This window comes from Herbiconiux sp. VKM Ac-2851, from assembly GCF_013205105.1.
In the GTDB taxonomy this organism is placed as follows: domain Bacteria; phylum Actinomycetota; class Actinomycetes; order Actinomycetales; family Microbacteriaceae; genus Herbiconiux; species Herbiconiux flava.
In genome coordinates this window covers 686,834-711,324 of record NZ_JABMLJ010000001.1, presented here as the reverse complement: position 1 = coordinate 711,324, position 24,491 = coordinate 686,834, and the positions used below count along the sequence as shown (strand labels likewise).

Annotated in this window: 21 protein-coding genes; 17 read left to right on the top strand and 4 right to left on the bottom strand. The window is 71.0% G+C overall.

From position 1 onward, the window contains the following. Nucleotides 1–132 precede the first annotated feature (132 nt). Entirely contained in the window at nucleotides 133–2,391 is a 2,259-nt protein-coding gene (locus HQQ85_RS03270) for a bifunctional (p)ppGpp synthetase/guanosine-3',5'-bis(diphosphate) 3'-pyrophosphohydrolase (protein ID WP_173181059.1), read from the top strand. A 93-nt stretch (nucleotides 2,392–2,484) separates the two neighbouring features. Here HQQ85_RS03270 and HQQ85_RS03265 read toward each other — a convergent pair whose 3' ends face one another. The 3 genes from HQQ85_RS03265 to HQQ85_RS20900 form a co-directional block, all read right to left on the bottom strand. Further along, nucleotides 2,485–3,057, bottom strand: a complete 573-nt coding sequence (locus HQQ85_RS03265) for an SAM-dependent methyltransferase (RefSeq protein ID WP_173181058.1) — start codon at nucleotides 3,055–3,057, stop codon at nucleotides 2,485–2,487. A 137-nt stretch (nucleotides 3,058–3,194) separates the two neighbouring features. Next, nucleotides 3,195–4,424 (bottom strand): DUF349 domain-containing protein, encoded by a 1,230-nt coding sequence (locus tag HQQ85_RS03260; RefSeq protein ID WP_173181057.1) that lies wholly within the window; start codon nucleotides 4,422–4,424, stop codon nucleotides 3,195–3,197. Between the two features lie 79 nt (nucleotides 4,425–4,503). Beyond that, nucleotides 4,504–5,319 (bottom strand): peptidylprolyl isomerase, encoded by an 816-nt coding sequence (locus tag HQQ85_RS20900; protein WP_371741742.1) that lies wholly within the window; start codon nucleotides 5,317–5,319, stop codon nucleotides 4,504–4,506. 60 nt (nucleotides 5,320–5,379) lie between these two features. On the opposite strand from HQQ85_RS20900, the gene HQQ85_RS03250 reads away from it, so the two are divergent. The 16 genes from HQQ85_RS03250 to HQQ85_RS03175 all read left to right on the top strand — a co-directional run bounded on the left by HQQ85_RS03250 (nucleotide 5,380) and on the right by HQQ85_RS03175 (nucleotide 22,344). Next, nucleotides 5,380–6,786 (top strand): replication-associated recombination protein A, encoded by a 1,407-nt coding sequence (locus HQQ85_RS03250; RefSeq protein WP_173181056.1) that lies wholly within the window; start codon nucleotides 5,380–5,382, stop codon nucleotides 6,784–6,786. Nucleotides 6,787–6,978: 192 nt separating this feature from the next. Beyond that, entirely contained in the window at nucleotides 6,979–7,608 is a 630-nt protein-coding gene (rpsD, locus tag HQQ85_RS03245; protein ID WP_173181055.1) for a 30S ribosomal protein S4, read from the top strand. A 99-nt stretch (nucleotides 7,609–7,707) separates the two neighbouring features. Continuing rightward, the gene (locus HQQ85_RS03240; RefSeq protein ID WP_173181054.1) at nucleotides 7,708–8,139 is read left to right on the top strand and encodes a DUF948 domain-containing protein; all 432 of its coding nucleotides are present in this window, start codon (nucleotides 7,708–7,710) and stop codon (nucleotides 8,137–8,139) included. Between the two features lie 458 nt (nucleotides 8,140–8,597). Beyond that, a complete protein-coding gene (locus HQQ85_RS03235; protein WP_173181053.1) occupies nucleotides 8,598–11,003 on the top strand; it encodes a carboxypeptidase-like regulatory domain-containing protein in 2,406 nt (801 codons plus the stop codon). Nucleotides 11,004–11,100: 97 nt separating this feature from the next. Continuing rightward, nucleotides 11,101–11,310: a hypothetical protein gene (locus HQQ85_RS03230; protein WP_173181052.1), complete on the top strand. Its 210-nt coding sequence runs from the start codon at nucleotides 11,101–11,103 to the stop codon at nucleotides 11,308–11,310. A gap of 86 nt (nucleotides 11,311–11,396) precedes the next feature. Then, nucleotides 11,397–14,087, top strand: a complete 2,691-nt coding sequence (gene alaS / locus HQQ85_RS03225; protein ID WP_173181051.1) for an alanine--tRNA ligase — start codon at nucleotides 11,397–11,399, stop codon at nucleotides 14,085–14,087. 2 nt (nucleotides 14,088–14,089) lie between these two features. Next, nucleotides 14,090–14,590, top strand: a complete 501-nt coding sequence (gene ruvX / locus HQQ85_RS03220) for a Holliday junction resolvase RuvX (RefSeq protein ID WP_173181698.1) — start codon at nucleotides 14,090–14,092, stop codon at nucleotides 14,588–14,590. Beyond that, entirely contained in the window at nucleotides 14,583–16,043 is a 1,461-nt protein-coding gene (gene mltG, locus HQQ85_RS21565) for an endolytic transglycosylase MltG (RefSeq protein ID WP_371741741.1), read from the top strand. The genes ruvX and mltG overlap by 8 nt, the downstream gene beginning before the upstream one ends. 7 nt (nucleotides 16,044–16,050) lie before the next feature. After that, the gene (locus tag HQQ85_RS03210; protein ID WP_173181050.1) at nucleotides 16,051–16,962 is read left to right on the top strand and encodes a shikimate dehydrogenase; all 912 of its coding nucleotides are present in this window, start codon (nucleotides 16,051–16,053) and stop codon (nucleotides 16,960–16,962) included. Between the two features lie 83 nt (nucleotides 16,963–17,045). Continuing rightward, nucleotides 17,046–18,245: a chorismate synthase gene (aroC, locus tag HQQ85_RS03205; protein ID WP_173181049.1), complete on the top strand. Its 1,200-nt coding sequence runs from the start codon at nucleotides 17,046–17,048 to the stop codon at nucleotides 18,243–18,245. Then, nucleotides 18,242–18,766, top strand: coding sequence for a shikimate kinase (locus HQQ85_RS03200; RefSeq protein ID WP_173181048.1), 525 nt, complete (start codon nucleotides 18,242–18,244; stop codon nucleotides 18,764–18,766). Before aroC ends, HQQ85_RS03200 begins: the two co-directional genes overlap by 4 nt. Beyond that, nucleotides 18,763–19,842, top strand: coding sequence for a 3-dehydroquinate synthase (gene aroB / locus HQQ85_RS03195; RefSeq protein WP_173181047.1), 1,080 nt, complete (start codon nucleotides 18,763–18,765; stop codon nucleotides 19,840–19,842). The genes HQQ85_RS03200 and aroB overlap by 4 nt, the downstream gene beginning before the upstream one ends. An 8-nt stretch (nucleotides 19,843–19,850) precedes the next feature. Beyond that, nucleotides 19,851–20,285: a type II 3-dehydroquinate dehydratase gene (locus tag HQQ85_RS03190; protein WP_173181046.1), complete on the top strand. Its 435-nt coding sequence runs from the start codon at nucleotides 19,851–19,853 to the stop codon at nucleotides 20,283–20,285. Nucleotides 20,286–20,391: 106 nt separating this feature from the next. Then, a complete protein-coding gene (gene efp, locus HQQ85_RS03185; RefSeq protein WP_173181045.1) occupies nucleotides 20,392–20,952 on the top strand; it encodes an elongation factor P in 561 nt (186 codons plus the stop codon). Nucleotides 20,953–20,961: 9 nt separating this feature from the next. Next, complete coding sequence (gene nusB / locus HQQ85_RS03180; protein ID WP_173181044.1) at nucleotides 20,962–21,372, top strand: transcription antitermination factor NusB; 411 nt, start codon at nucleotides 20,962–20,964, stop codon at nucleotides 21,370–21,372. Between the two features lie 18 nt (nucleotides 21,373–21,390). After that, nucleotides 21,391–22,344: a hypothetical protein gene (locus HQQ85_RS03175; RefSeq protein WP_173181043.1), complete on the top strand. Its 954-nt coding sequence runs from the start codon at nucleotides 21,391–21,393 to the stop codon at nucleotides 22,342–22,344. Nucleotides 22,345–22,374: 30 nt separating this feature from the next. On the opposite strand, the gene HQQ85_RS03170 is transcribed toward HQQ85_RS03175, so the two are convergent. Further along, nucleotides 22,375–24,291, bottom strand: a complete 1,917-nt coding sequence (locus HQQ85_RS03170; protein ID WP_216851411.1) for a choice-of-anchor I family protein — start codon at nucleotides 24,289–24,291, stop codon at nucleotides 22,375–22,377. Nucleotides 24,292–24,491 lie beyond the last annotated feature (200 nt).

Sequence of the window (24,491 nt, the reverse complement as noted above, 5' to 3'; positions counted from 1 at the left end):
GCCCGGCCGGCCCCTCGATCGGTTCGTCCGGGTCGCCGGTCGGCCCGCCTGCTCGCCCTCGGCGCAATCGCGCCGGGGGCGTGCGTGCATCCGGCCCTCCGCGCTGGGGGATAATCGTCGTGGAGGCCTGACATGACCGAGACGAGCACCACCTCGACCGCGACGCTGCGACGTCTCGTTCCGCGCCTGTTCTCCCGCGCCCAGCCGGCCGGGGCCGTCGACGAGCTGCTCCGCACGGTGCGCACGAACCACCCCAAGGCCGACCTCACCATCCTCGAGCGGGCCTATGCCTCGGCCGAGAAGGCGCACGACGGCCAGAAGCGCCGCAGCGGCGAGCCGTACATCACGCACCCGCTCGCGGTCGCTCAGATCCTCGCGGAGCTCGGCCTCGGTTCGAAGGCCGTCGCGGCGGCCCTCCTGCACGACACGGTGGAGGACACCGACTACTCGCTCGACATGCTGCGCCACGACTTCGGCGACGAGGTCGCCATGCTCGTCGACGGTGTGACGAAGCTCGACAAGGTCAAGTACGGCGACAGTGCGCAGGCCGAGACGGTGCGCAAGATGATCGTCGCGATGTCGCGTGACATCCGCGTGCTCATCATCAAGCTCTGCGACCGGCTGCACAACGCCCGCACCTGGGGCTTCGTGCCCGCCGAGTCGGCGGCCCGCAAGGCCAAGGAGACGCTGGAGATCTACGCCCCGCTGGCGCACCGCCTTGGCATCCAGTCGATCAAGTGGGAGCTCGAGGACCTCTCGTTCGCCGTGCTCTACCCCAAGCTCTACGTCGAGATCGAGAACCTCGTCCGCCAGCGCACCCCGCAGCGTGAGGAGTACGTGCAGCAGGTCATCGACGCCGTGGGCGACGACCTCAAGTCGGGCAAGATCCGCGGCAAGGTCGTCGGGCGCCCGAAGCAGTACTACTCGATCTACCAGAAGATGATCGTGCGCGGCCGCGAGTTCGACGAGATCTACGACCTGGTGGGCATCCGTGTGCTGGTGAACACGGTGCGGGACTGCTACGCGGTGCTCGGCTCGATCCATGCGCGCTGGAACCCGATCCCCGGCCGCTTCAAGGACTACATCGCGACGCCGAAGTTCAACCTGTACCAGTCGCTGCACACCACGGTGATCGGCCCGGGCGGGCGTCCCGTCGAGATCCAGATCCGCACCACCGAGATGCACCAGCGCGCCGAGTTCGGTGTCGCGGCGCACTGGAAGTACAAGGAGCGGATGAACGGCGGCAAGTCCTCCTCGGCCGCTCCCACCGGCATGCCCGACACCGACATGGCCTGGCTCGCCCGCATCAGCGACTGGCAGGCCGAGACCGTCGACCCCGGTGAGTTCCTCGACTCGCTGCGCTTCGAGATCGGCGCGAAGGAGGTCTACGTCTTCACGCCCAAGGGCAAGGTGATCGGCCTGCCCGCCGGCGCGACCCCCGTCGACTTCGCCTACGCCGTGCACACCGAGGTGGGGCACCGCACCATGGGCGCCAAGGTGAACGGGCGGCTCGTGCCGCTGGATTCCACCCTGGGCTCGGGCGACGTCGTCGAGGTGTTCACCTCCAAGAACCCCGACTCCGGCCCCTCGCAGGACTGGCTGAGCTTCGTGCAGAGCCCCCGCGCGCGCAACAAGATCCGCCAGTGGTTCACCAAGGAGCGGCGTGACGAGGCCATCGAGCAGGGCCGCGACGCCATCGCCCGGGCGATGCGCAAGCAGAACCTGCCGCTGCAGAAGCTGATGAGCCAGGACTCGATCGCCGATGTGGCCTCGCAGCTGCACTACGACAACGTCTCGGGCCTGTACGCGGCCATCGGTGAGGGTCACATCTCGACCCAGTCGGTGATCGAGAAGGTGCTCGCCTCGCTGCAGACCGAGGTCGAGAGCGACGACTCCGACGTCGACGTCTTCGTGGGCAACCGGCCGCGGGTGACGCACAGCGACTCCGGCGTGCTCGTGCGGGGGGCTCCCGACATCCTGGTGAAGCTCGCCAAGTGCTGCACCCCGGTGCCGGGCGACCCGATCGTCGGCTTCGTGACCCGGGGCTCGGGCGTCTCGGTGCACCAGTCGGACTGCCACAACGTGGCGTCGCTGCTGAACGAGCCCGAGCGCATGATCGACGTGGAGTGGGCGCCGTCGTCCAAGAGCGTCTTCCTGGTGCAGATCCAGGTCGAGGCGCTCGACCGCTCCGGGCTGCTCTCCGACGTCACGCGGGTGCTCTCAGAGCATCACGTGAACATCCTCTCCGCCTCGGTCAACACCTCGAGCGATCGTCTCGCGATCAGCCGCTTCGTCTTCGAGATGGGCGACACCACCCACCTCGACCGGGTGCTGAACGCCGTGCGACGCATCGACGCCGTCTACGACGTCTACCGCGTCAGCGGCGGCTGAGCGAACACCGGCCGCCGCTCGAGCGCCCGCCGTGGCTTGGGTCCTCGGCACCGCTCGGGGTCCCGGCGTCGGGTGTGTCCGGCGTGGGCGGGGTCAGAGCTCCAGGGCCGCCAGGCGGTCGAGCGCGCGCTGCTTGTGCGGCAGGTGCGGTGAGCGGTGCAGCACGGCTTCGGCCCGCTCGCGGCCGTGGGACTGCATCAGCAGCAGAGTGACGATCGCGCTGCGGTGCCGCCGGTCGAAACCGCCGTCGGGCTGCAGGCGCAGCAGGTCGAGCGCCGTGCGGAGAGGCGTGGTGCTGAGCACGCCCCGCACGAGCAGCAGCTCGTCGGGCCGGAGCACCGCCTGCCTCAGCGTCCACGCGACGTTCGGCCCCACGCGCACCCGGTGATCGCTGCGCAGGCAGAGCTCGAGCGGGGCCGGCGGTGCCGCCCAGGCGCCGTGCAGCCACGCGGCGGTGCGCCGTTCGACCACGAGGCCGGCCGGCAGCCGGGGTACCAGGGCCAGCGCCCTCAGCTCGCGCGCTCCGCGCAGGTCGACCGTTCGGGCGATGTCGGGGGGAGAGAAGCGGTCGCCGACTCCGACGAGCTCGCCGTCGAGGCGGGCGGCGTGGAGTTCGGCCAGCGGGAGCTCGGCGGGGCCGAGGAGGAAGGGCAACGAGGGGGGCATGCCCCGATGGTGCCAGGAGACGGGAAAGGCCGGGTCGCGCATCCGGAATCTGTGGATGAACGACCCGGCCTTCGGGCCGGTGGAGGAGAAGATCAGCCCAGGGGCTATCAGCCCAGGGACGATCAGCTCAAGGAAGATCAGCCCAGCGCGTCGAGCCAGACCTTGCGCGCGTCGAGCGCCTCCTGCAGTTCGGCCGCCTTCTTCGCGTCGCCGGCCGACTTCGCGTCGTCGATCTCGCGCTGCAGCTTCTCGATGGCGCCGGTCAGCTGCGAGGCGAGGCCCTCGCTGCGGGCCTTCTTCTCGGGGTTGTTGCGGCTCCAGTGCTCCTCGTCGAGCTTGCGAACGGCGGCCTCGACGCGGCGCAGGCGGTCTTCGACCGTCTTGACCTGCTCTCGCGGCACCTTGCCGATCTCGTCCCAGCGACGCTGGATCGAGATCAGGGCCTCGCGGGCCTTGGTGCGGTCGGTCTCCTTCAGCAGCGGCTCGGCCTCCTCGAGGAGGGCGAGCTTCGCGGTGAGGTTCTCGCCGAACTCGGATTCGTCGCGGGCGACGACCTCGCTGCGGGCGGAGTACAGCACGTCACCGGCGGCCTTGAACCTGTCCCAGAGCGCGTCGTCGTACTTCTTGCCGGCCCGGCCGGTGGCCTTCCACTGCGCGAGCAGGTCGCGGTAGGCGGGGATGCCGTCGGAGCCGCGGGCCTCGAGCGCCTCGGCCTGCTCGACGAGCGCCTGCTTGCGCGTGCGCGCGTCGCGGTGCACCTGGTCGAGCTCGGCGAAGAACGCCTTGCGCTGCGTCTCGAGCGTGGTGCGGGCCTCGCGGAACCGCTTCCACAGCTCGCCGGCCTCGGTGCGGGGGAGCCGCGGGCCCTCCTGCTGGTGCTTCTGCCAGCGGCCGAAGAGCTCGTCGATCTTCGCGGTGACGTTCTTCCACTGCGCCTTGGCCGGATCATGACCCGCGAGGGTCTCCATCTCGACCACGATCTCGGTGCGGTCGATGATCGCCTGGTCGACCAGCGCCTTGTCTTCGGCCGACTGCTTCTCGGTGATCTCGGAGACCGTCGACTGCAGCGCCTCGACGCGCTTCTGCAGGGCTGCGAGGTCACCGACGGCGTTGGCCGAGGCGACCGAGGCCGACAGCGTCTTGACGGTCTTCGCGATGTCGGCCGCCGGAGCGCCGCGCTTGGCGCGCTGCTCGAGCAGGGTCACCTGCCCGGCGAGATCGGTGAACTTGCGCTCGAAGTAGGCGATGGCTTCTTCTTTGCTGCCATCGGGATACTGGCCGACGAGACGCTCGCCCTCGGCCTCACGGACGTAGACGGAGCCGTCGTCGTCGACTCGCCCCCACGGGTGCTGATCTGAATCGGTCACGGAACCATCCTGTCGACGATGTCTGGAGTACGGCCACAAGCCTAGAGCACGGGACGCCCCGAGCACCGGCCGTGGTGGGCTACTGGACGGTGACGTCGGTGATGACGGCCGCTGCGGCGGGCTTGCCGTCGGGCGCACCGTCGACGGCACCGGCCGCGATCACCGAGGAGTCGAGCTGGTCGAGCCCCGAGGTGACCTGTCCGAGCACGGTGTAGCCGCCCGCGGCGTCGGAGGGGATCGTCGAGTCGTCGTAGACGATGAAGAACTGGCTGCCCATGCTGTAGCCGTTGCCGCCCTGCCGGGCCATGGCGAGCGTGCCGGCGGGGTAGACGTCGTCGGCGGGGGCGTTCTCGACCGGGCCGTAGCTGTAGCCCGGGCCGCCGGTGCCCGTGCCGGTGGGGTCGCCGCACTGCAGCACGAAGATGCCGCTCGTGGTGAGGCGGTGGCAGGAGGTGCCGGTGAAGAAGCCCGACTGCGCCTGCGAGATGAAAGCCGAGACCGCCTGGGGCGCCGCGGCCCCGTCGAGCGTGATGCCGAGCGGGATATCGTTGATCGTCATCGTGCCGGTCCAGTCGCGGCCCTCGGCGACGCTCGTCGGCGGGACGTCACCGGTGTTCTGGCCCTCCGACGCGTCGTCGCCGTCGGCGGGGGCGTCGGTCGCGGCCGGCGTCGCGGTGGGGGCCGAGGAGGCGGCGGGCGCACCGGGGCCGCCGCTGAAGTAGAACAGCTGCGCGACGGTGACGCCGGCGATCAGCACGACCACCACGACGGCTGCGATCACGTTGTCGCGGGTACGTCGGCGGATGCGCTCGGTGTGCGCCTGCTGCCGAGCCTGGTACTCGCGCAGACGGGTGCGGGCCTCACGAGCAGCACGCTCCTGGTTGCTGGGTGCCACAGGTCCTCCAGTGTCATCGTTCCGCCGGGCGCTGTCGGCCCATCACAGTACCCTAGACGCATGGCTCTTCAGCAACCGGGACTCCACTCCGGGGCGGTCCCTCTTGCGGTGCGCATGCGCCCCAGAAGCCTCGACGAAGTGGCCGGTCAGCGCCACCTCCTCCGGCCGGGTTCCCCCCTCGTCAACCTCGCGACCGACCGCACCGGGGCGGCGGGTTCCGTCTCCGTCATCCTCTGGGGGCCGCCCGGCACGGGCAAGACCACGCTCGCGCAGGCGATCGCGCACTCCTCGGGCCGCAAGTTCGTCGAGCTCTCGGCCGTCACCGCCGGCGTGAAAGACGTCCGGCAGGTGATGGAGGACGCGTTCCGCAACCGCGACCTCTACGGCCTGTCGACCGTGCTCTTCCTCGACGAGATCCACCGCTTCACCAAGGCCCAGCAAGACGCGCTGCTGCCCGGCGTCGAGAACGGCTGGGTCATCCTGGTCGCCGCGACCACCGAGAACCCCTCCTTCTCCGTCATCTCACCGCTGCTCTCGCGCTCCCTCCTGCTCACCCTCGAGCAGCTCACCGACGACGACCTCGGTGTGCTCATCGATCGTGCGGTGACGGATGCGCGGGGCCTCGCCGGCACGGTCGAGCTCGACCCCGAGGCGCGGGCCGCCATCATCCGCATGGCCTCGGGTGACGCCCGCCGTGCCCTCACGGCGCTCGAGGCGTCGGCCGGCACGGCGCTGGCGGCCGCGGAGGGCGCGGGAGCCGCGGGCCACGAGGACGACGACGAGGACGACGACGAGGACGATGAGGAGGGGGACGAGCATCCGCTGCCCGTCATCACCCCCGAGGTGCTGGAGCAGTCGGTCGATCGGGCGCTGCTGCGCTACGACCGCAACGGCGACGAGCACTACGACGTGATCAGCGCGTTCATCAAGTCGGTGCGCGGCAGCGACGTCGACGCCTCGCTGCACTACCTCGCGCGCATGTTCGAGGCGGGGGAGGACCCGCGGTTCATCGCGCGCCGGGTGATCATCCTCGCCGCGGAGGACATCGGCATCGCCGACCCGCAGGCGCTGCCGATCGCGGTGGCAGCGGCCGAGGCCGTGCAGATGATCGGCATGCCCGAGGGGCGGCTGCCTCTGGCTGAGGCCGTCGTCTATCTGGCCACCGCGCCGAAGTCGAACGCGGCGTACATGGGAATCAATGCCGCCATCGCCGACGTCAAAGCGGGCAACTTCGGCCGGGTGCCCAAGCACCTCCGCGACGCGCACTACGCGGGGGCCAAACGGCTCGGGCACGGCAAGGGCTACAAGTACCCGCACGACAGCGAGGTGGGGGTCGTGCGGCAGCAGTACTTGCCCGACGAACTGGTCGGGAAGGTCTACTACGACCCCACCGATCACGGGCACGAGCGGGAGGTCTCGGCGCGGCTCGCGAAACTCCGCGACATCACGCGGGGAACGCCGGGCTGACGGCATCCGCTGTGCTATTCTCGTAGACGCCTAATCAGCGTCATTTCGGAGCGGCTGCCGATCGATGTTCGATGACGGGATCGCGTTCTTTAGCCGAACCGCCCGGCGACACCCTCTTACTTGGAACCCTGTGGGTTCACGCGCACTCGTGTGCGCAATTCATCTTGTAAGAACTTCTACGAAAGGACGTAAGTGGCTACCAAGTCGCGTACGCGCAGCAAGACCCGCCTCTCGCGGGCACTCGGCATCCCCCTCACCCCGAAGGCGGCCAAGTACCTCGAGAAGCGCCCCTACGCTCCCGGTGAGCACGGCCGCACCAAGCGCAAGCAGGACAGCGACTACGCCGTCCGTCTGCGCGAGAAGCAGCGTCTGCGTGCCCAGTACGGCATCCGCGAGAAGCAGCTGACCATCGCCTTCGAAGAGGCCCGCCGCGCGAAGGGCCTGACCGGTGAGAACCTGGTCGAGCTCCTCGAGATGCGCCTCGACGCCCTCGTGCTGCGTGCCGGCTTCGCCCGCACCACCGCGCAGGCCCGTCAGATGGTCGTGCACCGTCACATCCTCGTCGACGGCCAGCTCGTCGACCGCCCCTCGTTCCGCGTGAAGCCGGGCCAGATGATCCACGTCAAGCAGCGCTCCGAGGGCACCGAGCCCTTCCAGGTCGCCGCCGCCGGTGGTCACATCGACCTGCTCCCGAAGACCCCGGCCTACCTCGAGGTCGAGCTCGACAAGCTCCAGGCGCGCCTCGTCGCCCGCCCGAAGCGCGCGCAGGTCCCCGTGACCTGCGAGGTCCAGCTCGTGGTCGAGTACTACTCGGGCCGCTAGCAGCACGAGTCACGACATACTAGAGAGCGGGTCGCCCACGGGGTGGCCCGCTCTCGTCGTATCCGGCCCCGTCCGGGTCGCTTTCCTGAAGGAGTCACCGTGACCGGTGGAGATATCGCAGGCCTGATCGCCGCCGGAGTGTTCGCCGTGCTGGTCGGCCTGATCGCCGTGCCCCTGCTGAAGCTCGGCGGCGTGTTCGACCAGACCCGCGACTCCATCAAGGACGTCAGCGACGGCATCACGCCGATCCTCGCCGAGTCGACGGTGACTGTGCAGGAGGCGAACAAGCAGCTCGCCCGCGTCGACGTCATCACCCGGAACGTCGAGGAGGTGACGGGCAACGTCACGTCGCTCGTCGCCCTGTTCGCGGCCTCAGTCGGCGGGCCCCTGATCCGCCTGGCGGGCTTCAGCGCCGCCGTGCGCGCCGGACTCACGAGCCTCCGGGCCGCGAAGGAGGCCGACGACGTCGTCTCCCACAAGAAGCCTTCGAAGAAGCGCTCGTCGACGTCCGGCTCCAACAAGAAGCGCTAGCCCGCTTCTGCACCCCGCACGGGGGAGTTGTGGTCGGGGGAGCGCGCCGATAGTTTTCTCGACGGGGCAGGCGGGGGACGCCGGCTCTGCTCGGGCAGCACCGCTCGTCGACCCGGGGAGACCACGTGCCTCTGCACCTGCGCGTCGCGCGAATCCGCCGAACCATCGCGGGAGCCCTGCTGACCACAGCGTTGCTGGGCGGGATGCTCGGCGGCGCAGGAGCGGCGGTGGCGTCGACTCCCACACCGACTCCCACGCCCACGTCGACGGCCGCTCCGGCACCGGTGCACACCTCCACTCCGTCACCGTCACCGTCACCGTCTCCGACGCCGGTGCCATCGACGGGACCGGTACCCACCCCGGCACCCACGCCGACTCCGACCGCGGCGCCGACGCCGACGTCTGCGCCGACACCGACTGCTGCGCCGACACCTCAGCCCACGCCTACGAAGACTTCAGTGCCGACGCCGGCCGCGACGGAGCCCCCGGCCCAGCGCGCCGCAGCGGTGGGAAGCATCTCCGGTGTCGTCCGCAACGCGGGCACCGGCGCAGTGATCCCGAACACCTTCGTCTCCGCTTCGCAGCGCAATGGAACGGGGTTCTGGGGCTACACCTACACCGATGCGCAGGGTGCCTACCGCATCGACTCGGTCCCGACCGGGGACTACGTCCTCTCCTTCCAGAACCAGCCCTCCTACGTCAACGAGTACTGGAACGACACGACCGACTTCCTCTCGGCGACGCTCCTCCGGGTGGACGGCTCGGACGTGACCGGCATCGACGCCGGCCTCGTGCGCACGGGTGCCGTGAGCGGCACGGTGACCGACGCATCCACGGGCCGGCCCCTGGCGGGTGTCAGCGTGCAGGCCCGACCGAAGAGCGGCAGCTACACCTTCGGGCAGACCGCCGTCACCGACGCCGCCGGGGCGTACCGGATCACCGGTGTCGCCCCGGGTGCGACGACTCTCTCGTTCGACGCGTCGGCCGAGTCCGCGTACATCGACGAGTGGTGGAACGACCGGGCATCCCAGAGCGAGGCCACGTTCTTCACCGTCTCGAGCGGCAAGACCACCGTCGGCCGTGACGCCGCTCTGGCACCGGGCGGCAGCATCAGCGGCACGATCAAGGGCACCGGAGGTGTCCCGCTGCAGTACGTCAGCGTGCAGGTCGTGAACCCCGACGGCAGCATCGTCGGCTGGGCCAACACGAACGCCGCGGGTGCCTACGTCATCGGCGGGCTCCGTTCGGGCAGCTATCTCCTCGGCGTCGATCTGTCACCGTCTGCGGACTACACCCCGCAGTGGTGGAAGGGGAAGCCGACCCGCGAGACCGCGACGCCGATCGCGGTCACCGCCGGCCAGGCCGTGACGAAGCGGGACATCACCCTCACCCGCGGCGCGACCGTGAGCGGCACGGTGACATCCGCGACCACCGGCGCCCCGCTGTCGATGGTGACGGTCTCGGCCGTCGACGCCTCCGGCTTCAGCTCGAAGAGCGGCTACACCGACGCCGGCGGCGCCTACACGATCACCGGTCTCCCGGCCGGAAGCTATTCGTTCAAGTTCGCCCCGAGCTCCGCCGCCGACAGCGCCGCCTACGCCTACCAGTGGAGCGGTGGTGCCGGCCTCCGCTCGGCCGCGACGACCACCACGGTCGCCACCTCCCAGGTCGTGACCGGCGTGAACGCGTCCCTGACGAAGGGTGGCTCGATCTCAGGCATCGTGAAGGATGCACAGACGCTCGTGCCCCTGCCCCAGGCCAACGTGAACGTCTACGACGCCGATGGAGCGTATGCCGTTTACACCTACACCTCGGGCAAGGGCGCCTACACCGTGCGCTCCCTTCCGGCGGGCACCTACCGCATCTCGTTCAGCACCCTCGACGACCACGCACTGCAGTGGTGGAGCGGCAAGTCGATGCTCAGCAATGCGAACCCCTCGGCACTGCCCGCCGGTGGCGCGCTGACCGGGCGCAACGCGCTGCTGAAGACCTCCGGCACCGTCGCCGGGCGGGTGACGGATGCGGCCGGCGCCCCGATCAAGGGCATCTGGGTCACCGGCTGGCTGTTCGACTCGACCGGCACCGCGGCCGCGTCGAGCACCACCACCGACGCCGACGGCCGGTACACCCTGCTCGGTCTCCCGCCGGGTCAGGTGAAGATCGGCTTCAGCGACCACCACTGGACCGAGCCCAGTACGAAGGGACGCTACGTCGACACCTTCTGGTCGGGCGCGGCGAGCGTCGACGCCGGCACCCCGGTCACGGTGACCGGCGGGGGCGTCGTACCCGATGTCTCGACATCGATGACCCTCCGGCCCAAGCCCTTCACGACCAGCCCCGTCCCGACGATCACGGGCACCGCGGCCGTCGGCAGCATCCTGAAGGCGGTCACCACGGGCTGGTCGCCCGCCCCGGCGTTCGGCTACCAGTGGCTGCGCTCCGGGACCCCGATCCCTGGAGCGACGGCATCCTCCTACCGCCTGGTCAAGGCCGACGCGGGAGCCACGATCTCGGTCGCCGTGACGGGCACCCGGACCGGGTACACGACGACGACCCGAACCAGCTCCGCGACCGCCGCGGTGCTGGCCAAGCTCAGCGCGACGCCGACCCCGACCATCAGTGGGGTGCCGGCCGTCGGCACGACGCTGACGGCACAGCCGGGTGCCTGGGCCCCCGCACCCGTCGCACTGAGCTACCAGTGGCTTCGCGACGGCGTGCCGCTGACCGGCAAGGTGAAGTCGGTGTACCTGCTGAGCGCCGCCGACACCGGGCACAGCATCTCCGTCGCCGTCACCGGCACGAAGCAGGGCTACGCCATCGTGACCCAGACGTCATCGCCCGTCGCCATCCGCACAGCAGGCTGATCGGCGGCCTTCGCGAGCGCCGCCGGACCGGCGGGCTAAGCTTGACGAAGGCTTGATCGGGCGCCGCCGTGCGCCCGGAACGAACGAGGAGAACGCAATGAAGAAGATCCTGTGGCTCGTCATCGGCATCGGCGTCGGTTTCGCCGTCGCCCACCAGGTGAACCAGACCAAGAGCGGCAAGGAGTTCTTCTCCGAGCTCGACCGCAAGACCAAGGAGTTCAGCGACTCGCTCGTCGACGGCTACCGCGAGCGCGAGGCCGAGCTCCGCGACGCCATCTCCGGCGCCGGGGACGCGCTCTCCAAGTAGCCGGGCCCGGGGTCCGGTCACACGCCGGTGCCCCGCCCGAAGATCCGAACTCCGCGCCGATCCGAACCGGGAACACCACTTCACCCATGCTCACCGCTGACATCCGCAACCGCTGGCTCGACTTCTTCGGCGATCGCGGCCACACCGTCGTGCCGTCCGCCTCGCTCGTCAGCGACGATCCGTCGCTGATGTTCACCGTCGCCGGCATGGTGCCGTTCATCCCGTACCTGTCGGGGCTCGTGCCCGCACCGTACCCGCGCGCCACGAGCGTGCAGAAGTGCATCCGCACCCTCGACATCGAGGAGGTCGGCAAGACCACCCGGCACGGCACGTTCTTCCAGATGAACGGCAACTTCTCGTTCGGCGACTACTTCAAGGAGGGCGCGATCGGGTACGCCTGGGAGCTGCTCACCACGCCCGAGTCCGAGGGTGGCCTGGGCCTCGCCGAGCGCGACCTCTGGGTCACCGTCTACGAGGACGACGACGAGGCGATCGACATCTGGAAGCGGGTGGCGGGGGTTCCGGATGCACGCATCCAGCGCTTCGGCAAGGAGGACAACTACTGGTCCACCGGCCAGCCCGGGCCGGCCGGCCCCTGCTCGGAGATCTACTTCGACCGCGGCCCCGCCTACGGTGCCGAGGGCGGCCCCGCGGCCGACGAGAACCGCTACATCGAGATCTGGAACCTCGTGTTCATGCAGTACCTCCGCGGCGAGGGCACCTCCAAGACGGAGTTCGAGATCCTCGGCGAACTGCCGCGCAAGAACATCGACACCGGCATGGGCCTCGAGCGCGTCGCGTTCCTGAAGCAGGGCGTCGAGAACCTCTACGAGATCGACCAGGTGCGCCCGGTGCTCGACCGCGCCGCCGAGATCTCGGGCCGACGCTACGGCGCCGACCACGACGACGACGTGCGGATGCGCGTGGTCGCCGATCACGTCCGCTCCGCCCTCATGCTGATGAGCGACGGCGTCACGCCCGCCAATGACGGCCGCGGCTACGTGCTGCGGCGCCTCCTCCGCCGCACGGTGCGCTCGATGCGCCTGCTCGGCGTCGACACCGCCACCATGCCCGAGCTGCTGACCGCGTCGCGCGACGCGATGAAGGCGGCCTACCCGGAAGTCGAGACCGACTTCTCCCGCATCTCGCGCGGCGCCTACGCCGAGGAGGAGTCGTTCCTCCGCACGCTCACGGGCGGCACGACCATCCTGGACACCGCGGTCGCCGCCGTGAAGCAGAAGGCCGGCGCCTCGGGCACCGATGCCGCCCCCGTGCTCGCCGGCGACACCGCGTTCCTGCTGCACGACACCTACGGCTTCCCGATCGACCTCACGCTCGAGATCGCCGAGGAGTCGGGTCTCGCCGTCGACCGCGTCGCGTTCGAGTCGCTGATGGCCGAGCAGAAGCAGCGCGCCACGGCCGATGCCAAGGCGAAGAAGCTCGGTATCACCGACCTCACGGTCTACAGCCAGTTCCGCGCCCTCGGCGAGACCGTGTTCCGCGGCTACGACGAGCTCGAGGCCGAGTCGCCCGTGCTCGGCCTGATCGTCGACGGCGTCTCGGTGACGTCGGCCGTCGCGGGGGAGCAGGTCGAGGTGATCCTCGCCGAGACCGCCCTCTACGCGGAGTCGGGCGGCCAGGAGGCCGACGCCGGCACGATCGTCGGCGACGGCTTCGAGCTGACCGTGCTCGACGTGCAGAAGCCCGTGAAGGGGCTGATCAGCCACCGCGTCGAGGTGACCAGCGGCCAGGTGGCCGTCGGCGACCAGGCGCGCTCGGTCGTCGACCCGTCCTGGCGTCGCGGTGCGACCCAGGCGCACTCGGCGACGCACCTCATCCACGCGGCGCTGCGTCAGACGCTCGGCGAGGAGGCCCACCAGGCCGGCTCGTACAACAAGGCCGGCTACATGCGGCTCGACTTCTCGTGGAACCAGCCGCTCTCGGCCGCGACCCGCACCGAGATCGAGGAGATCGCCAACACCGCCATCCGCGACGACCTGCCGGTCGTCACCCGCGAGCTGCCGCTCGACGAGGCCCGCTCGATGGGCGCCATGGCGCTGTTCGGCGAGAAGTACGGCGAGGTCGTGCGCATGGTCGACATCGGGGGCCCATGGTCGCGCGAGCTGTGCGCCGGCACCCACGTCTCCACCAGTGCGCAGATCGGCCTGATCAACCTGCAGGGCGAGTCGTCGATCGGCTCGGCCAACCGCCGCGTCGAGGCTCTCGTCGGGCTCGAGGCGTTCCGCGAGTTCGCCGCCGAGCGGGCGCTCGTGTCGCAGCTGACCTCGTCGCTGAAGGCGCCGCGCGACGAGATCGCGACGCGCGTCGCCGACCTGGCCGCGAACCTCAAGGCGGCCGAGAAGAAGATCGCCGCGTTCGAGGCCTCGCAGCTGTCGACGCGCATCCCGGCCCTGGCCGCCGCCGCGCGCCCGGCCGGCGCCGTGTCACTCGTCGCCGCCGACCTGGGGGAGCTGCGCTCGCCCGACGACGTGCGGCAGCTCGCCACCGGTGTGCGCGAGGCCCTGGTCTCCAGCGGCTCCGCCGCCGCGGTCGTCGCCCTCGCCGCCGCCGTGAACGGCAAGCCCGTCGTGATCGTGGCCACCACCGACGGCGCCCGCGCGGCCGGCGTGAAGGCCGGCGCCCTCGCCAAGATCGCCGCCGGCGTGCTCGGTGGCGGCGGAGGCGGCAAGGACGATCTGGCCCAGGGCGGCGGCACCGACGTCGGCGCCATCCCCGCGGCGCTCGAGGCCATCGGCCGGGCAGTGACGGCCGAGTGAGCATGCGCAGCGGGGTGCGGGTCGGCGTCGACGTGGGCAGGGCCCGCATCGGTGTCGCCCGCACCGACCTGCACGGCATGCTCGCGACCCCGGTCGAGACCGTGCCCCGCACCGCTCCCGGCGAGGTGCCCGAGACCGGGCCGAGCGCCGACGTCATTCGCATTCTGGACATCGCCGACGAGCTCGACGCCCTCGAGTTCGTGGTCGGTCTACCCCTGTCGATGAGCGGTGCCGACACCGCCTCGACCCAGGATGCGCGGGACTTCGCCGCCCGTCTCGGCGCGGCATCGGGCCGCCCGGTGCGGATGATCGACGAGCGGCTCAGCACCGTCTCGGCCCAGGCCGCCCTGCACCGGAACGGCCGGAACACCAAGAGCTCCCGCCCCGTGATCGATCAGGTCGCCGCGGTTATACTCCTTCAACATGCCCTCGACAGCGAGCGTGCCACAGACAGACCCCCCGGCATCCTCCTCGACCCGAGTCAAGGAAAAGGCAGTGACTGACCGACAGCCCGCACAGGACCATCCGTTCGCCGAGTTCTTCCGACAGGAGCCGGCGACGCCGCCGAGCCCCGCGGAATCGCCCCGGCGGGCCGCCCGAGAAGCCGCGACACCGACGTCCGCGAGCCCCACCGCCGCGGCCCCGGCAGAGCCGGCACCCGCGACCCGCGCGTCGATGAACCGCTCGTCGACCCGCACCGTCGACGACGACGTCGAGCACGTGGGCATCGAGCACTTCGGGCTCGGCGGCGACGACGCCGCCCACCCCGGCGGCCCGGGCTCCGGGTCCGGCGGCTCCGGCCGCACGGGCGGCGGCAGCGGCGGTTCGGGCGGCAGCGGCGGCTCCGGCGGCGGACGCCGCTCGTCCGGCGGAGGCCGCCCCCCGCGCGAGCGCCGTCGACGTCGCTGGATCACCCCGGTCATCGTGCTCGTCGTCATCCTCGGCCTGATCGCCGGTGCCGGCGTGTTCGTCTGGAATGTCTTCGGTGAGCAGGTGCAGAGCCTGATCGCCGGCAGCCCCTCAGCCGACGACTACCAGGGCAGCGGCGAGGGCGAGGTGATGTTCGTCGTCAACGACGGCGACGTCGGCGAGACCATCGGCGACAACCTCGCCGAGGCCGGCGTCATCGCCAGCTCCCGCGCCTTCTACGAGCTGCTGCTCGACCAGGACCCGGCGCCCGTCTTCCAGGCCGGCACCTTCCGGCTGGCCGAGAAGATGAGCGCCCAGTCCGCGCTCGACGCCCTGCAGAGCCCCGACTCGAAGGTCGACTTCACCGTCACCATCCCCGAGGGCTCGAGCGCCAAGGGCATCTACCAGGAGCTGGCCGACGTCACGGGCATCCCGATCGAGGAGTTCCAGGCCGTCGGCGCGAACTACGCGGCGCTCGGCGTGCCGGCGAACGCCCCGACCATCGAGGGCTTCCTCTTCCCGGCGACCTACGTCTTCCAGCCGGGCGAGACCGCGACCGACATGATCACGACCATGGTGAACCGCAGCTTCCAGTCGCTCGACGCCGCCGGCGTCGCTCCCGACGACCGCCTCCGGGTGCTCTCGCTGGCCGCGCTGATCCAGAAGGAGGCCGGCAGCGTCGAGGACATGGCGAAGGTCTCCCGGGTCTTCACCAACCGCCTCGACCAGGGCTGGAACATGGAGTCCGACGCGACGGTCGCCTACGGTGCCGGCCACAGCCGGGTCGAGACGACCCAGGCCGAGCGCGAGGACGCGAACAACATCTACAACACGTACTACTACCCCGGCCTGCCGGTCGGCCCGATCTCGAACCCGGGCGACGACGCGATCAACGCGGCGCTGCACCCGGCCGACGGTCCGTGGATGTTCTTCGTGACGGTCGACCTCGACACCGGCGAGACGGTCTTCTCGACCACCGCCGACGAGCACGCCGCCGCCGTGGAGCGCCTGCAGGCCTGGTGGGCCGCCCACCCCGACGTGGAGTAGCGGCACGGTGTCCGAGACGTTCGTGGGCGACGAGGCCGACGGCCTGGTGCTAGAGCGGCGCCTCGGCGTGCTCGGCTCGCCGATCGCGCACTCGCGGTCGCCGCTCCTGCACCGCACCGCCTATCGCGCGCTGGGTCTGCCCTGGCAGTACGACGCGCACGAGGTGACGACGGATGCGCTGCCGGCCTTCATCGACGGCCTCACGGCCGAGTGGCGCGGCCTCTCGCTCACCATGCCGCTGAAGGAGACGATCCGGCCGCTCGTCACGAGTGTCGACGCGGTGGCCGAGGCGAGCGGAGCCGTGAACACCGTGCTCGTCACCGAGCACGACGGACGCCGGGAGCTCAGCGGCTTCAACACCGACGTGCACGGCATCCGACAGGCGCTCGAGCGTGCCGGGGTGACCGAGGCGCGTCGCGTGATGATCGTCGGGGCCGGCGCGACCGCCCGCTCGGCCGCCGTCGCGGTGGCCCAGCTCGGCGCCGAGCACGCCGACATCGTGCTGCGGAGCCCGGGCAAGGCGGGCTCCGTCGTCGAGGCGGCCCGCGCCGCCGGGCTCAGCACCGAGGTGGTCGCCCTGCACGATCCGGGGATGCGGTTGATCGAGCCCGACCTGACGATCAGCACCCTGCCCGGCGGGGTCGGGGTGGGCGTGAACTTCGTCGACGCCGCGGCACCGCGCAGCTCGAGCATCCTGGACGTGGCCTACCACCCGTGGCCGAGTGAGCTCGCGACGATCTGGCAGGGGGCCGGCAGCCTCGCGGTGCCGGGGCTCGCGATGCTCGTGCACCAGGCGGTCGCCCAGATCCGCGTGTTCGTGCACGGCGACCCGCTGGTGGTGCTCGACGGCGAGGAGCGCGTCCTCGCGGCCATGCTCGACGCCGTGGGGCTCGACGCGGCGGGGCGACTCCGCGACTGAGCCACCGGCGGCGACCGCGTCGAGGAGCCGGTGGGCGCCGGGGCTGAGCTGAGGAGTCCTCCGTCTGTGGGAGGATCGTAACCATGCTTCGTTGGCTCACCGCCGGGGAGTCCCACGGTCAAGAACTCGTCGCGATCGTCGAGGGCCTTCCGTCCGGCATCCCCGTCACACTCGATCAGCTCCGCACCGACCTCGCTCGGCGGAAGCTCGGCTACGGCCGCGGCGCCCGCATGAAGTTCGAGCAGGACGAGCTCGCCATGACCGGCGGCGTCGTGCACGGCCGCACCCTCGGCAGCCCGGTCGCCGTGCGCATCGGCAACACCGAGTGGCCGAAGTGGACCGAGGTGATGGGCGTCGAGCCCCTCGACGAGGAGCTCCCCGGCCGAGGCCGCAGCGCCCCGCTGACCCGTCCCCGCCCGGGTCACGCCGACCTGGTGGGCATGCAGAAGTACGACTTCGACGAGGCCCGTCCCATCCTGGAACGCGCGAGTGCCCGGGAGACCGCGGCCCGCGTCGCGCTCGGCGCCATCGCCCGCGCCTTCCTCGGCGAACTCGGCATCACCCTCGTCAGCCACACCCTGTCCATCGGCCCGGTGCGCGTGCCCGAGGGCGCCGCCCTGCCGAAGCCCGGCGACGTCGACGCGCTCGACGCCGACCCGGTGCGCTGCTTCGACGCCGCCACCAGTGCGCTGATGGTCGCCGAGATCGACGACGCCCACAAGGAGGGCGACACGCTCGGCGGTGTCGTCGAGGTGCTCGCCTACGGCCTGCCCCCGGGGCTCGGTTCGCACGTGCACTGGGACCGTCGGCTCGACTCCAAGCTCGCGGCCGCGCTGATGGGCATCCAGGCCATCAAGGGCGTCGAGGTCGGCGACGGCTTCGAGACCACGCGACGCCGCGGCTCGGCCGCGCACGACGAGCTGTACCGCGAAGGTGACGAGATCACGCGCTCCACCGACCGCGCGGGCGGCACCGAGGGCGGCATGTCCACGGGCACCGTGCTGCGGGTGCGCGCCGGCATGAAGCCGATCGCGACCGTGCCGCACGCCCTGCACACGATCGACGTGGCCACGGGGGAGGACGCGGCGGCGCACCACCAGCGCTCCGACGTCTGCGCCGTGCCCGCCGCCGGCGTCGTGGCCGAGGCCATGACGGCGCTGGTGCTGGCCGACGCCGTGCTCGAGAAGTTCGGCGGCGACTCGGTCGGCGAGACCCGCCGCAACCTCGAGGGCTACCTCGCCGCCATCCCCGAGGCACTGCGCACCGGCATCGCCCGCGCATGAGAGTGGTGCTGATCGGCCCGCCGGCCTCGGGCAAGTCGCGCATCGGCAAGAAGCTGGCGCGGATGCTCGGCACCGGCTTCGTCGACACCGACCGCCTCGTGGTGAAGGAGCACGGCCCGATCCCCGAGATCTTCGCCGATCACGGTGAGGCGCATTTCCGCGCCCTGGAGCGGGCGGCCGTCGTCACGGCGCTCGAGAGCGACGGGGTCGTCGCCTTCGGGGGAGGCGCGGTGCTCGACCCCGACACGCAGCGCGACATCGCGTCGTGGCCGGTCGTGCTGCTGAGCGTGCATCCGGATGCCGTCGCCGGCCGCCTCGGCAACGGCAAACGCCCCACCGTGCCCGACGTCGAGACCTGGAAGGTCGTCTACGAGCGCCGCCGCGAGCTCTACGAGAGCCTCGCCGACCACACCGCCGACACCAGCTCGCTGCCCACCGAGAGGGTGGCCGCCGAGATCATGGAGTGGCTCGGCAGCGCCGACGCCGCGAACATCACGAAGCAGAAGGAGATCGAGCGATGAGCGCCGAGCCCACCGTCATCCCCGTCACCGGAGAGAACGGCTACGACGTGCTCGTCGGCCGCGGCATCCTGGGGCGGGTCGCCGAGGGCTTCGGGCCCGGGGTGAAGAAGGTGCTGATCGTGCATCCGCCGACCCTCGGCCAGGCGGCCGCGAGCCTGCGCGAGAGCCTGCTCGACCGCTACGAGGTGCTGCTGGCCGAGATCCCGGATGCGGAGGCCGGCAAGCGCATCGAGGTCGCCTCGTTCTGCTGGCAGGTGCTCGGGCAGGCCGACTTCACCCGCACGGATGCGGTCGTCGGCTTCGGCGGCGGAGCCGTCACCGACCTGGCCGGCTTCGTCGCGGCGACCTGGCTGCGCGGGGTCACCCTTGTGCAGGTTCCGACGACGCTGCTCGGGATGGTCGACGCGGCCGTGGGCGGCAAGACCGGCATCAACACCAACGAGGGCAAGAACCTCGTGGGCGCCTTCTACGCGCCGTCGCTCGTGGTCGAAGACCTGGACACGCTCGCCCCGCTGCCGCGGAACGAGATCCTCGCCGGGTTCGGCGAGGTCGTGAAGTGCGGGTTCATCGCCGAGCCCGAGATCCTCGACATCATCGAGGCCGACGTCGACAAGGCCACCGACCCCACCTCCGACGAGCTTCGGCGGCTGATCGAGCTGTCGGTCGCCGTGAAGGCGCGGGTGGTGAGCTCGGACTTCAAGGAGGCGGGCCTCCGCGAGATCCTGAACTACGGACACACCCTCGGGCACGCGATCGAGCACGCCGAGCGGTACCAGTGGCGGCACGGCGCGGCGGTGGCCGTCGGCATGATGTTCGCGGCCGAGCTCGGCCGCCTCACCGGGTCGCTGTCGGACGAGGTCGTCGACCGGCACCGCCGCATCCTGACCTCGCTGACGCTGCCCACCGAGTACCCGGCCGGGCGCTGGCAGACGCTCCTCGCCACCATGCAGCGCGACAAGAAGTCGCGCGGCGGGATGCTGCGGTTCATCGTGCTCGACGACCTGGCGCGGCCCTCGGTGCTCGCCGGTTCCGAGACCTCCCTGCTGTTCGCCGCGTACCAAGAGATCGCCTCCTAGGAGCTCGCATGTCGTCTGTCCTCGTCCTCAACGGCCCGAACCTCGGGCGTCTCGGCAGCCGCGAGCCCGATGTGTACGGGTCGCAGGACCTCGACTCGCTCCGGCAGCTGCTCGAGACCGACGCGGCCGGCCGGCTCTCGATCGACCTGCGGCAGACCAACGACGAGGCCGAGCTGGTGTCGTGGCTGTACGAGGCCGTCGACACGGCGACCCCGGTCATCCTGAACCCCGCTGCGTTCACGCACTACTCGTACGCGCTGCGGGATGCGGCCGCGCTCGTGACGAAGGCCGGGGTGCCGCTGATCGAGGTGCACATCTCGAACCCGCACGCGCGGGAGACATTCCGGCACACCAGCGTGATCTCGGGGATCGCGACCGGGGTGATCGCGGGGTTCGGGTTCGGGTCGTACCGGCTCGCGCTCGCGTCGCTGCTCTGGCGCTGACCGCGCGGGCCTGAGCGGCCGCCGAGGCTGACCCGGTACACTCTTCGAGGACCTTCGCGACCGACATGCCGGTCGCACCTCATTCTTCGAACGGAACATCTCCTCCATGGCTTCAACGAACGACATCAAGAACGGCACCGTGCTGGACATCGACGGCCAGCTCTGGAACGTGATCGAGTTCCAGCACGTCAAGCCGGGCAAGGGCGGCGCCTTCGTGCGCACCAAGATCAAGAACGTGCGCACCGGCAAGCTCGTCGACCGCACCTTCAACGCCGGAGCGAAGATCGAGACGGCCAACGTCGACCGCCGCGACTTCCAGTACCTGTACAAGGACGGCGAGGACTTCGTGTTCATGGACACGAGCGACTACGACCAGATCACCATCCCCGGCACGATCGTCGGCGACGCCGCCAACTTCCTGCTCGAGCAGCAGACCGCGACCATCGCGCTCACCGACGGCGAGCCGCTCTACGTCGAGCTCCCCGCCTCGGTCGTGCTCGAGATCACCTACACCGAGCCGGGCCTGCAGGGCGACCGCTCGACCGGCGGCACCAAGCCCGCCACCGTCGAGACCGGCTACCAGATCAACGTCCCGCTGTTCCTCGAGATCGGCACCAAGGTCAAGGTCGACACCCGCACGGGCGACTACCTCGGCCGGGTCAACTAGGCCCCGTCGTTGAGCGCACGCACGAAGGCCCGCAAGCGGGCCCTCGACATCCTCTACGCCGCCGACGTGCGGCAGATCCCGATCACCGAGGCCCTCGCGGCCGAGGCGGGCCGGGCGGCGAGTGAGCCCGACCGCCAGAACTCGTGGCTCTACGCCCGTGAGATCGTCGACGGCGTCGTCGACCGCTTCAGCGAGATCGACGAGACCATCGAGAGCTACGCCCAGGGCTGGACGATCGCGCGCATGCCGACGATCGACCGCGCTCTGCTGCGCATCGGCGTCTGGGAGATCCTCTACAACGACGAGGTGCCCGCGGGCGTCGCGATCGCCGAGGCGGTCGAGCTCGCCAAGACGCTCTCGACCGACGATTCGGGCGGCTTCGTGAACGGCGTGCTCGGCAAGGTGGCCCAGGCGGCCTAGCCCGCCCCGGGGATGCGCATGCGACGGTTCGTGCCCGGGGTCGTGCTGGCCGTCGTCTCCGTCGTTCTGAGCGGATGCACGGCCGAGGCCCCGGCTGCACCGGCCTCCGACGCGCCACACGCCTCTCCACCCGCCTCCGCCGTCGGCGCCGCGACCGGTCCCGAGGTCTGGGGGAGCGTGTCGTTGTGGGTCTCCCCGGAGGGCGAAGTCACTGTCTGCCAGGTGCCGTTCACCGACGGCGGATGGGGCGAGCCGTCCGTGTGCGACGACGGGCTGCGGGTGGAAGGGGACGGTGTCACGGAGCTCTCCGAGTCCGCCCCACGGGGACGGTGGAGCTGGTCGAGCCACGCCATCACCGGGCACGTGGAGGGTGCGCGTTTCCGGCTGACCGGCATCGACACAGCCGAGGCGATCGCCCTCCAAGACGCCGCCTCGGCGCCGCCCGTCCCCTCCGAGCCGCAGCCGAGCTACTCGACCGACGAGGAGAAGTCGGCGGCGCTGTTCGCGCAGGCCGATCCGGAGCAGTACGGCTGTGCGGAACCCGAGGGCGGGTGGCGTGACGCGGGCGACCTGGAGGGGCTGATCGGCCCGTACACCGCCGGATACCCGGGGCAGGTCGTCGGCTGGGCCCCGCTGTACGTCGCCGACGGCGTCAGTGTCGCCTTGATCGGCGCCGCGGCCGAGGCCGACCTAGGCGCCGTGCGCACGGGCATGCAGAAGCTGTTCCCCGATGCGGCCTGCATCGTGACCTCATCGGTCTCGGCGATCGAGCTGCAGAGCGCACTCGACGAGCCGCTGTTCGGCCCCGACCCGGTGCTGATCCGCACCGGATCGGATGCGGCCGGTCGCACCACGGCCGATCCCTACCTCGCGATCTTCCGCGCCGCACCGAGCGACGAGCTCGACGCCGCCATCGCGCGGTACCCCGCCGGCATGGTGCACCTCTGGACCTGGTTCCACCGGCTGCCCTGAGCGATCGGCTCAGGGCAGCCGGGGGTGCGGTCAGGCGCGGCGGCGCAGGCGGCGGGTGAGGTAGGCCGCGAGGGCTCCCGCGCCGACGAGGAACGTCGCCAGGGCGGCGAAGCCGGCCGCGTCGGAGCCGGTCGCCGCGAGGGCGGGGCCAGGAGTCGAGGGTGCCGCGCCGGGAGCGGGAGCCCCGGGAGCAGGAGCTGGCGCCGGGGCGGTCGACGTCGGGTCGGGGATCGGCGCCGGGCCGGCGGTCGAGCTGACGGCGAAGGCCGTCGTGGTGCCCGAGACCTCGTTGCCCACGAGGAGCATCGGGGCGCCCGTCGGGGAGTCGGCGGCCGGGACGAAGGCGAGGCCCTCCGGGCCGAGGTCACCCGAGGCCGCCAGGGCCTCCGGAGACTCGGACGGGTCGGTCACCGAGAAGTCGCGGTTGTTCACGTAGGTGACGAACTGCGCCGCAGCCGGGTCGGTGATGTCGTAGACCATGACGCCGCCGACGCGTTCGAGGCCGATGAAGGCGTAGCGCCGGCCGTCCACCTCGCCGAGGGCGAGGCCCTCGGGCTCCGGACCCTTGTCGTCGCTCCGGGAGTCGAACGCGACCTCGGTGTGGTCGGAGTTGAAGGCGCCCTCCGGCAGGGCGGCCGCGGTGATCTCCTCGAAGTCCGAGCCCGAGTCGAACACCTGCTGCCCATCCGACGACCAGATCGAGAACGAGCGTCCGCCGAACGAGTACAGCGAGGAGTAGCAGCCCGCGGCCTCGTCGAAGCCGTCGGCCGTGGTGACCTTCAGCCGGCCGAGCTGCTCGTCCGTGACGAACGGCGCCAGCGGGGCGCAGACGTCGAGGTCCTCGACCCGCGCCTCCTCCGAGTAGCCCTCCCAGTCGCGGCTGTCGCCCTCGTTCGCCGAGACCACGTAGCTCTCTCCGCCGACGGTGTAGCTGCCGATCGCATCGGGTTGGTAGAGGCCGCGCACGGGCCAGGTGGTGATGTCCACCGCGTCGTCCTTATCGGAGGCGTCGAACGGCGTGACCGAGAAGTCCTGATAGCCGAGCGGGTGGATCTCGGTGACCGTCGCCGAGGCGATGTCGACGACGGCGATGGCGTTCGCCTCCTGCAGCGACACGTACGCCGTGCCTCCGGAGACGGTCACGTACTCGGGCTCCAGGTTCTCGGAGACCGGGTTCACGGCGCCGTCGCGCACGCCGAAGACGCGCACGCCCTCGGGCAGCGTCTTCGGCCCGCCCGCCTCGAAGTCGTGGAAGCCGGCGCTCCGCACCGCCGACTGGGCGGGCGCGGTCACGGTCGACGGAACGGCCACGATCGAGACGGTGCCTTCGGGGTCGGCGCTGTAGTCCTCGGCCGGCTCGCCCTCGTTCGCCACCAGTGCGGTGGCACCGTCGGGGGAGAAGGTCACCATGTCGGGCAGGGCGCCGACGCGCACCGCCCCGAGCGCGGTGCCGCTGCCGGCCGCGTCGAAGAACACCAGCCAGCCGTCGGCCGTCTTCGGGTCGGCCTCGACGGCGAGCGCCACCAGCCCGTCGGCGCGCACGGCGACCGAGTTGGCGACGGCGGTGGCCGGGATGGTGGAGCCGTCGGCGGCGACCACACCGGCGGTGGCGAGGTCGAACATCCGCTCGGGCGCCGTGGGATCGGAGAGGTCGAGCACCTGGGCGACGCCGGCCTGCGCGTTCACCACGAAGGCGCGCTTGGTCGCGCCGTGGAACTGCACGATCTCGGCGGCGCTCTCGTCGAACACCCCGGTCGAGAAGCTGCCGAGCGGGCTCAGGCCGATCGCGGCCTCCGGCGCCGAGGCGACGACGGGGGAGAACGGCGCGGTGGGGTCGGGCTCGAGGACGGCGTTCGCGGCGGCCGGCCCGAAGGCGACCCCCGCGACGATCGTGCAGGTGGCCAGGGTGGTGCTGGCCAGGGCGGTGAAGGCGGCGCGGCGGCGCATGGGGCTCCTCGGGAGGGGTCTCGGCGTTCGGATGCCCCAGCCGACCGCATCCGTGTGAACGACGGGTGACGCGGGCGTGAACGGGACGATCCGCAGCACTGTCCCGAAGGCCCTATGATGAGGATAGCTCGAGCCTGCGGACAGCTCGGGCGAGCAGCTCGAGCAGGCTGCTAGAGTCAAGGGGTACACAGGCATCCTTT

Bases quoted from the DNA above. Each gene is read 5' to 3' on its own strand.
- ruvX (WP_173181698.1), top strand. From the start codon at position 14,090: ATGCGCAGCGGGGTGCGGGTCGGCGTCGACGTGGGCAGGGCCCGCATC.
- HQQ85_RS03250 (WP_173181056.1), top strand. From the start codon at position 5,380: ATGGCTCTTCAGCAACCGGGACTCCACTCCGGGGCGGTCCCTCTTGCG.
- HQQ85_RS03230 (WP_173181052.1), top strand. From the start codon at position 11,101: ATGAAGAAGATCCTGTGGCTCGTCATCGGCATCGGCGTCGGTTTCGCC.
- efp (WP_173181045.1), top strand. From the start codon at position 20,392: ATGGCTTCAACGAACGACATCAAGAACGGCACCGTGCTGGACATCGAC.
- HQQ85_RS03265 (WP_173181058.1), bottom strand. From the start codon at position 3,057: ATGCCCCCCTCGTTGCCCTTCCTCCTCGGCCCCGCCGAGCTCCCGCTG.
- aroC (WP_173181049.1), top strand. From the start codon at position 17,046: ATGCTTCGTTGGCTCACCGCCGGGGAGTCCCACGGTCAAGAACTCGTC.
- HQQ85_RS03175 (WP_173181043.1), top strand. From the start codon at position 21,391: ATGCGACGGTTCGTGCCCGGGGTCGTGCTGGCCGTCGTCTCCGTCGTT.
- HQQ85_RS03200 (WP_173181048.1), top strand. From the start codon at position 18,242: ATGAGAGTGGTGCTGATCGGCCCGCCGGCCTCGGGCAAGTCGCGCATC.
- HQQ85_RS03190 (WP_173181046.1), top strand. From the start codon at position 19,851: ATGTCGTCTGTCCTCGTCCTCAACGGCCCGAACCTCGGGCGTCTCGGC.
- HQQ85_RS03270 (WP_173181059.1), top strand. From the start codon at position 133: ATGACCGAGACGAGCACCACCTCGACCGCGACGCTGCGACGTCTCGTT.
- aroB (WP_173181047.1), top strand. From the start codon at position 18,763: ATGAGCGCCGAGCCCACCGTCATCCCCGTCACCGGAGAGAACGGCTAC.
- HQQ85_RS03170 (WP_216851411.1), bottom strand. From the start codon at position 24,291: ATGCGCCGCCGCGCCGCCTTCACCGCCCTGGCCAGCACCACCCTGGCC.
- alaS (WP_173181051.1), top strand. From the start codon at position 11,397: ATGCTCACCGCTGACATCCGCAACCGCTGGCTCGACTTCTTCGGCGAT.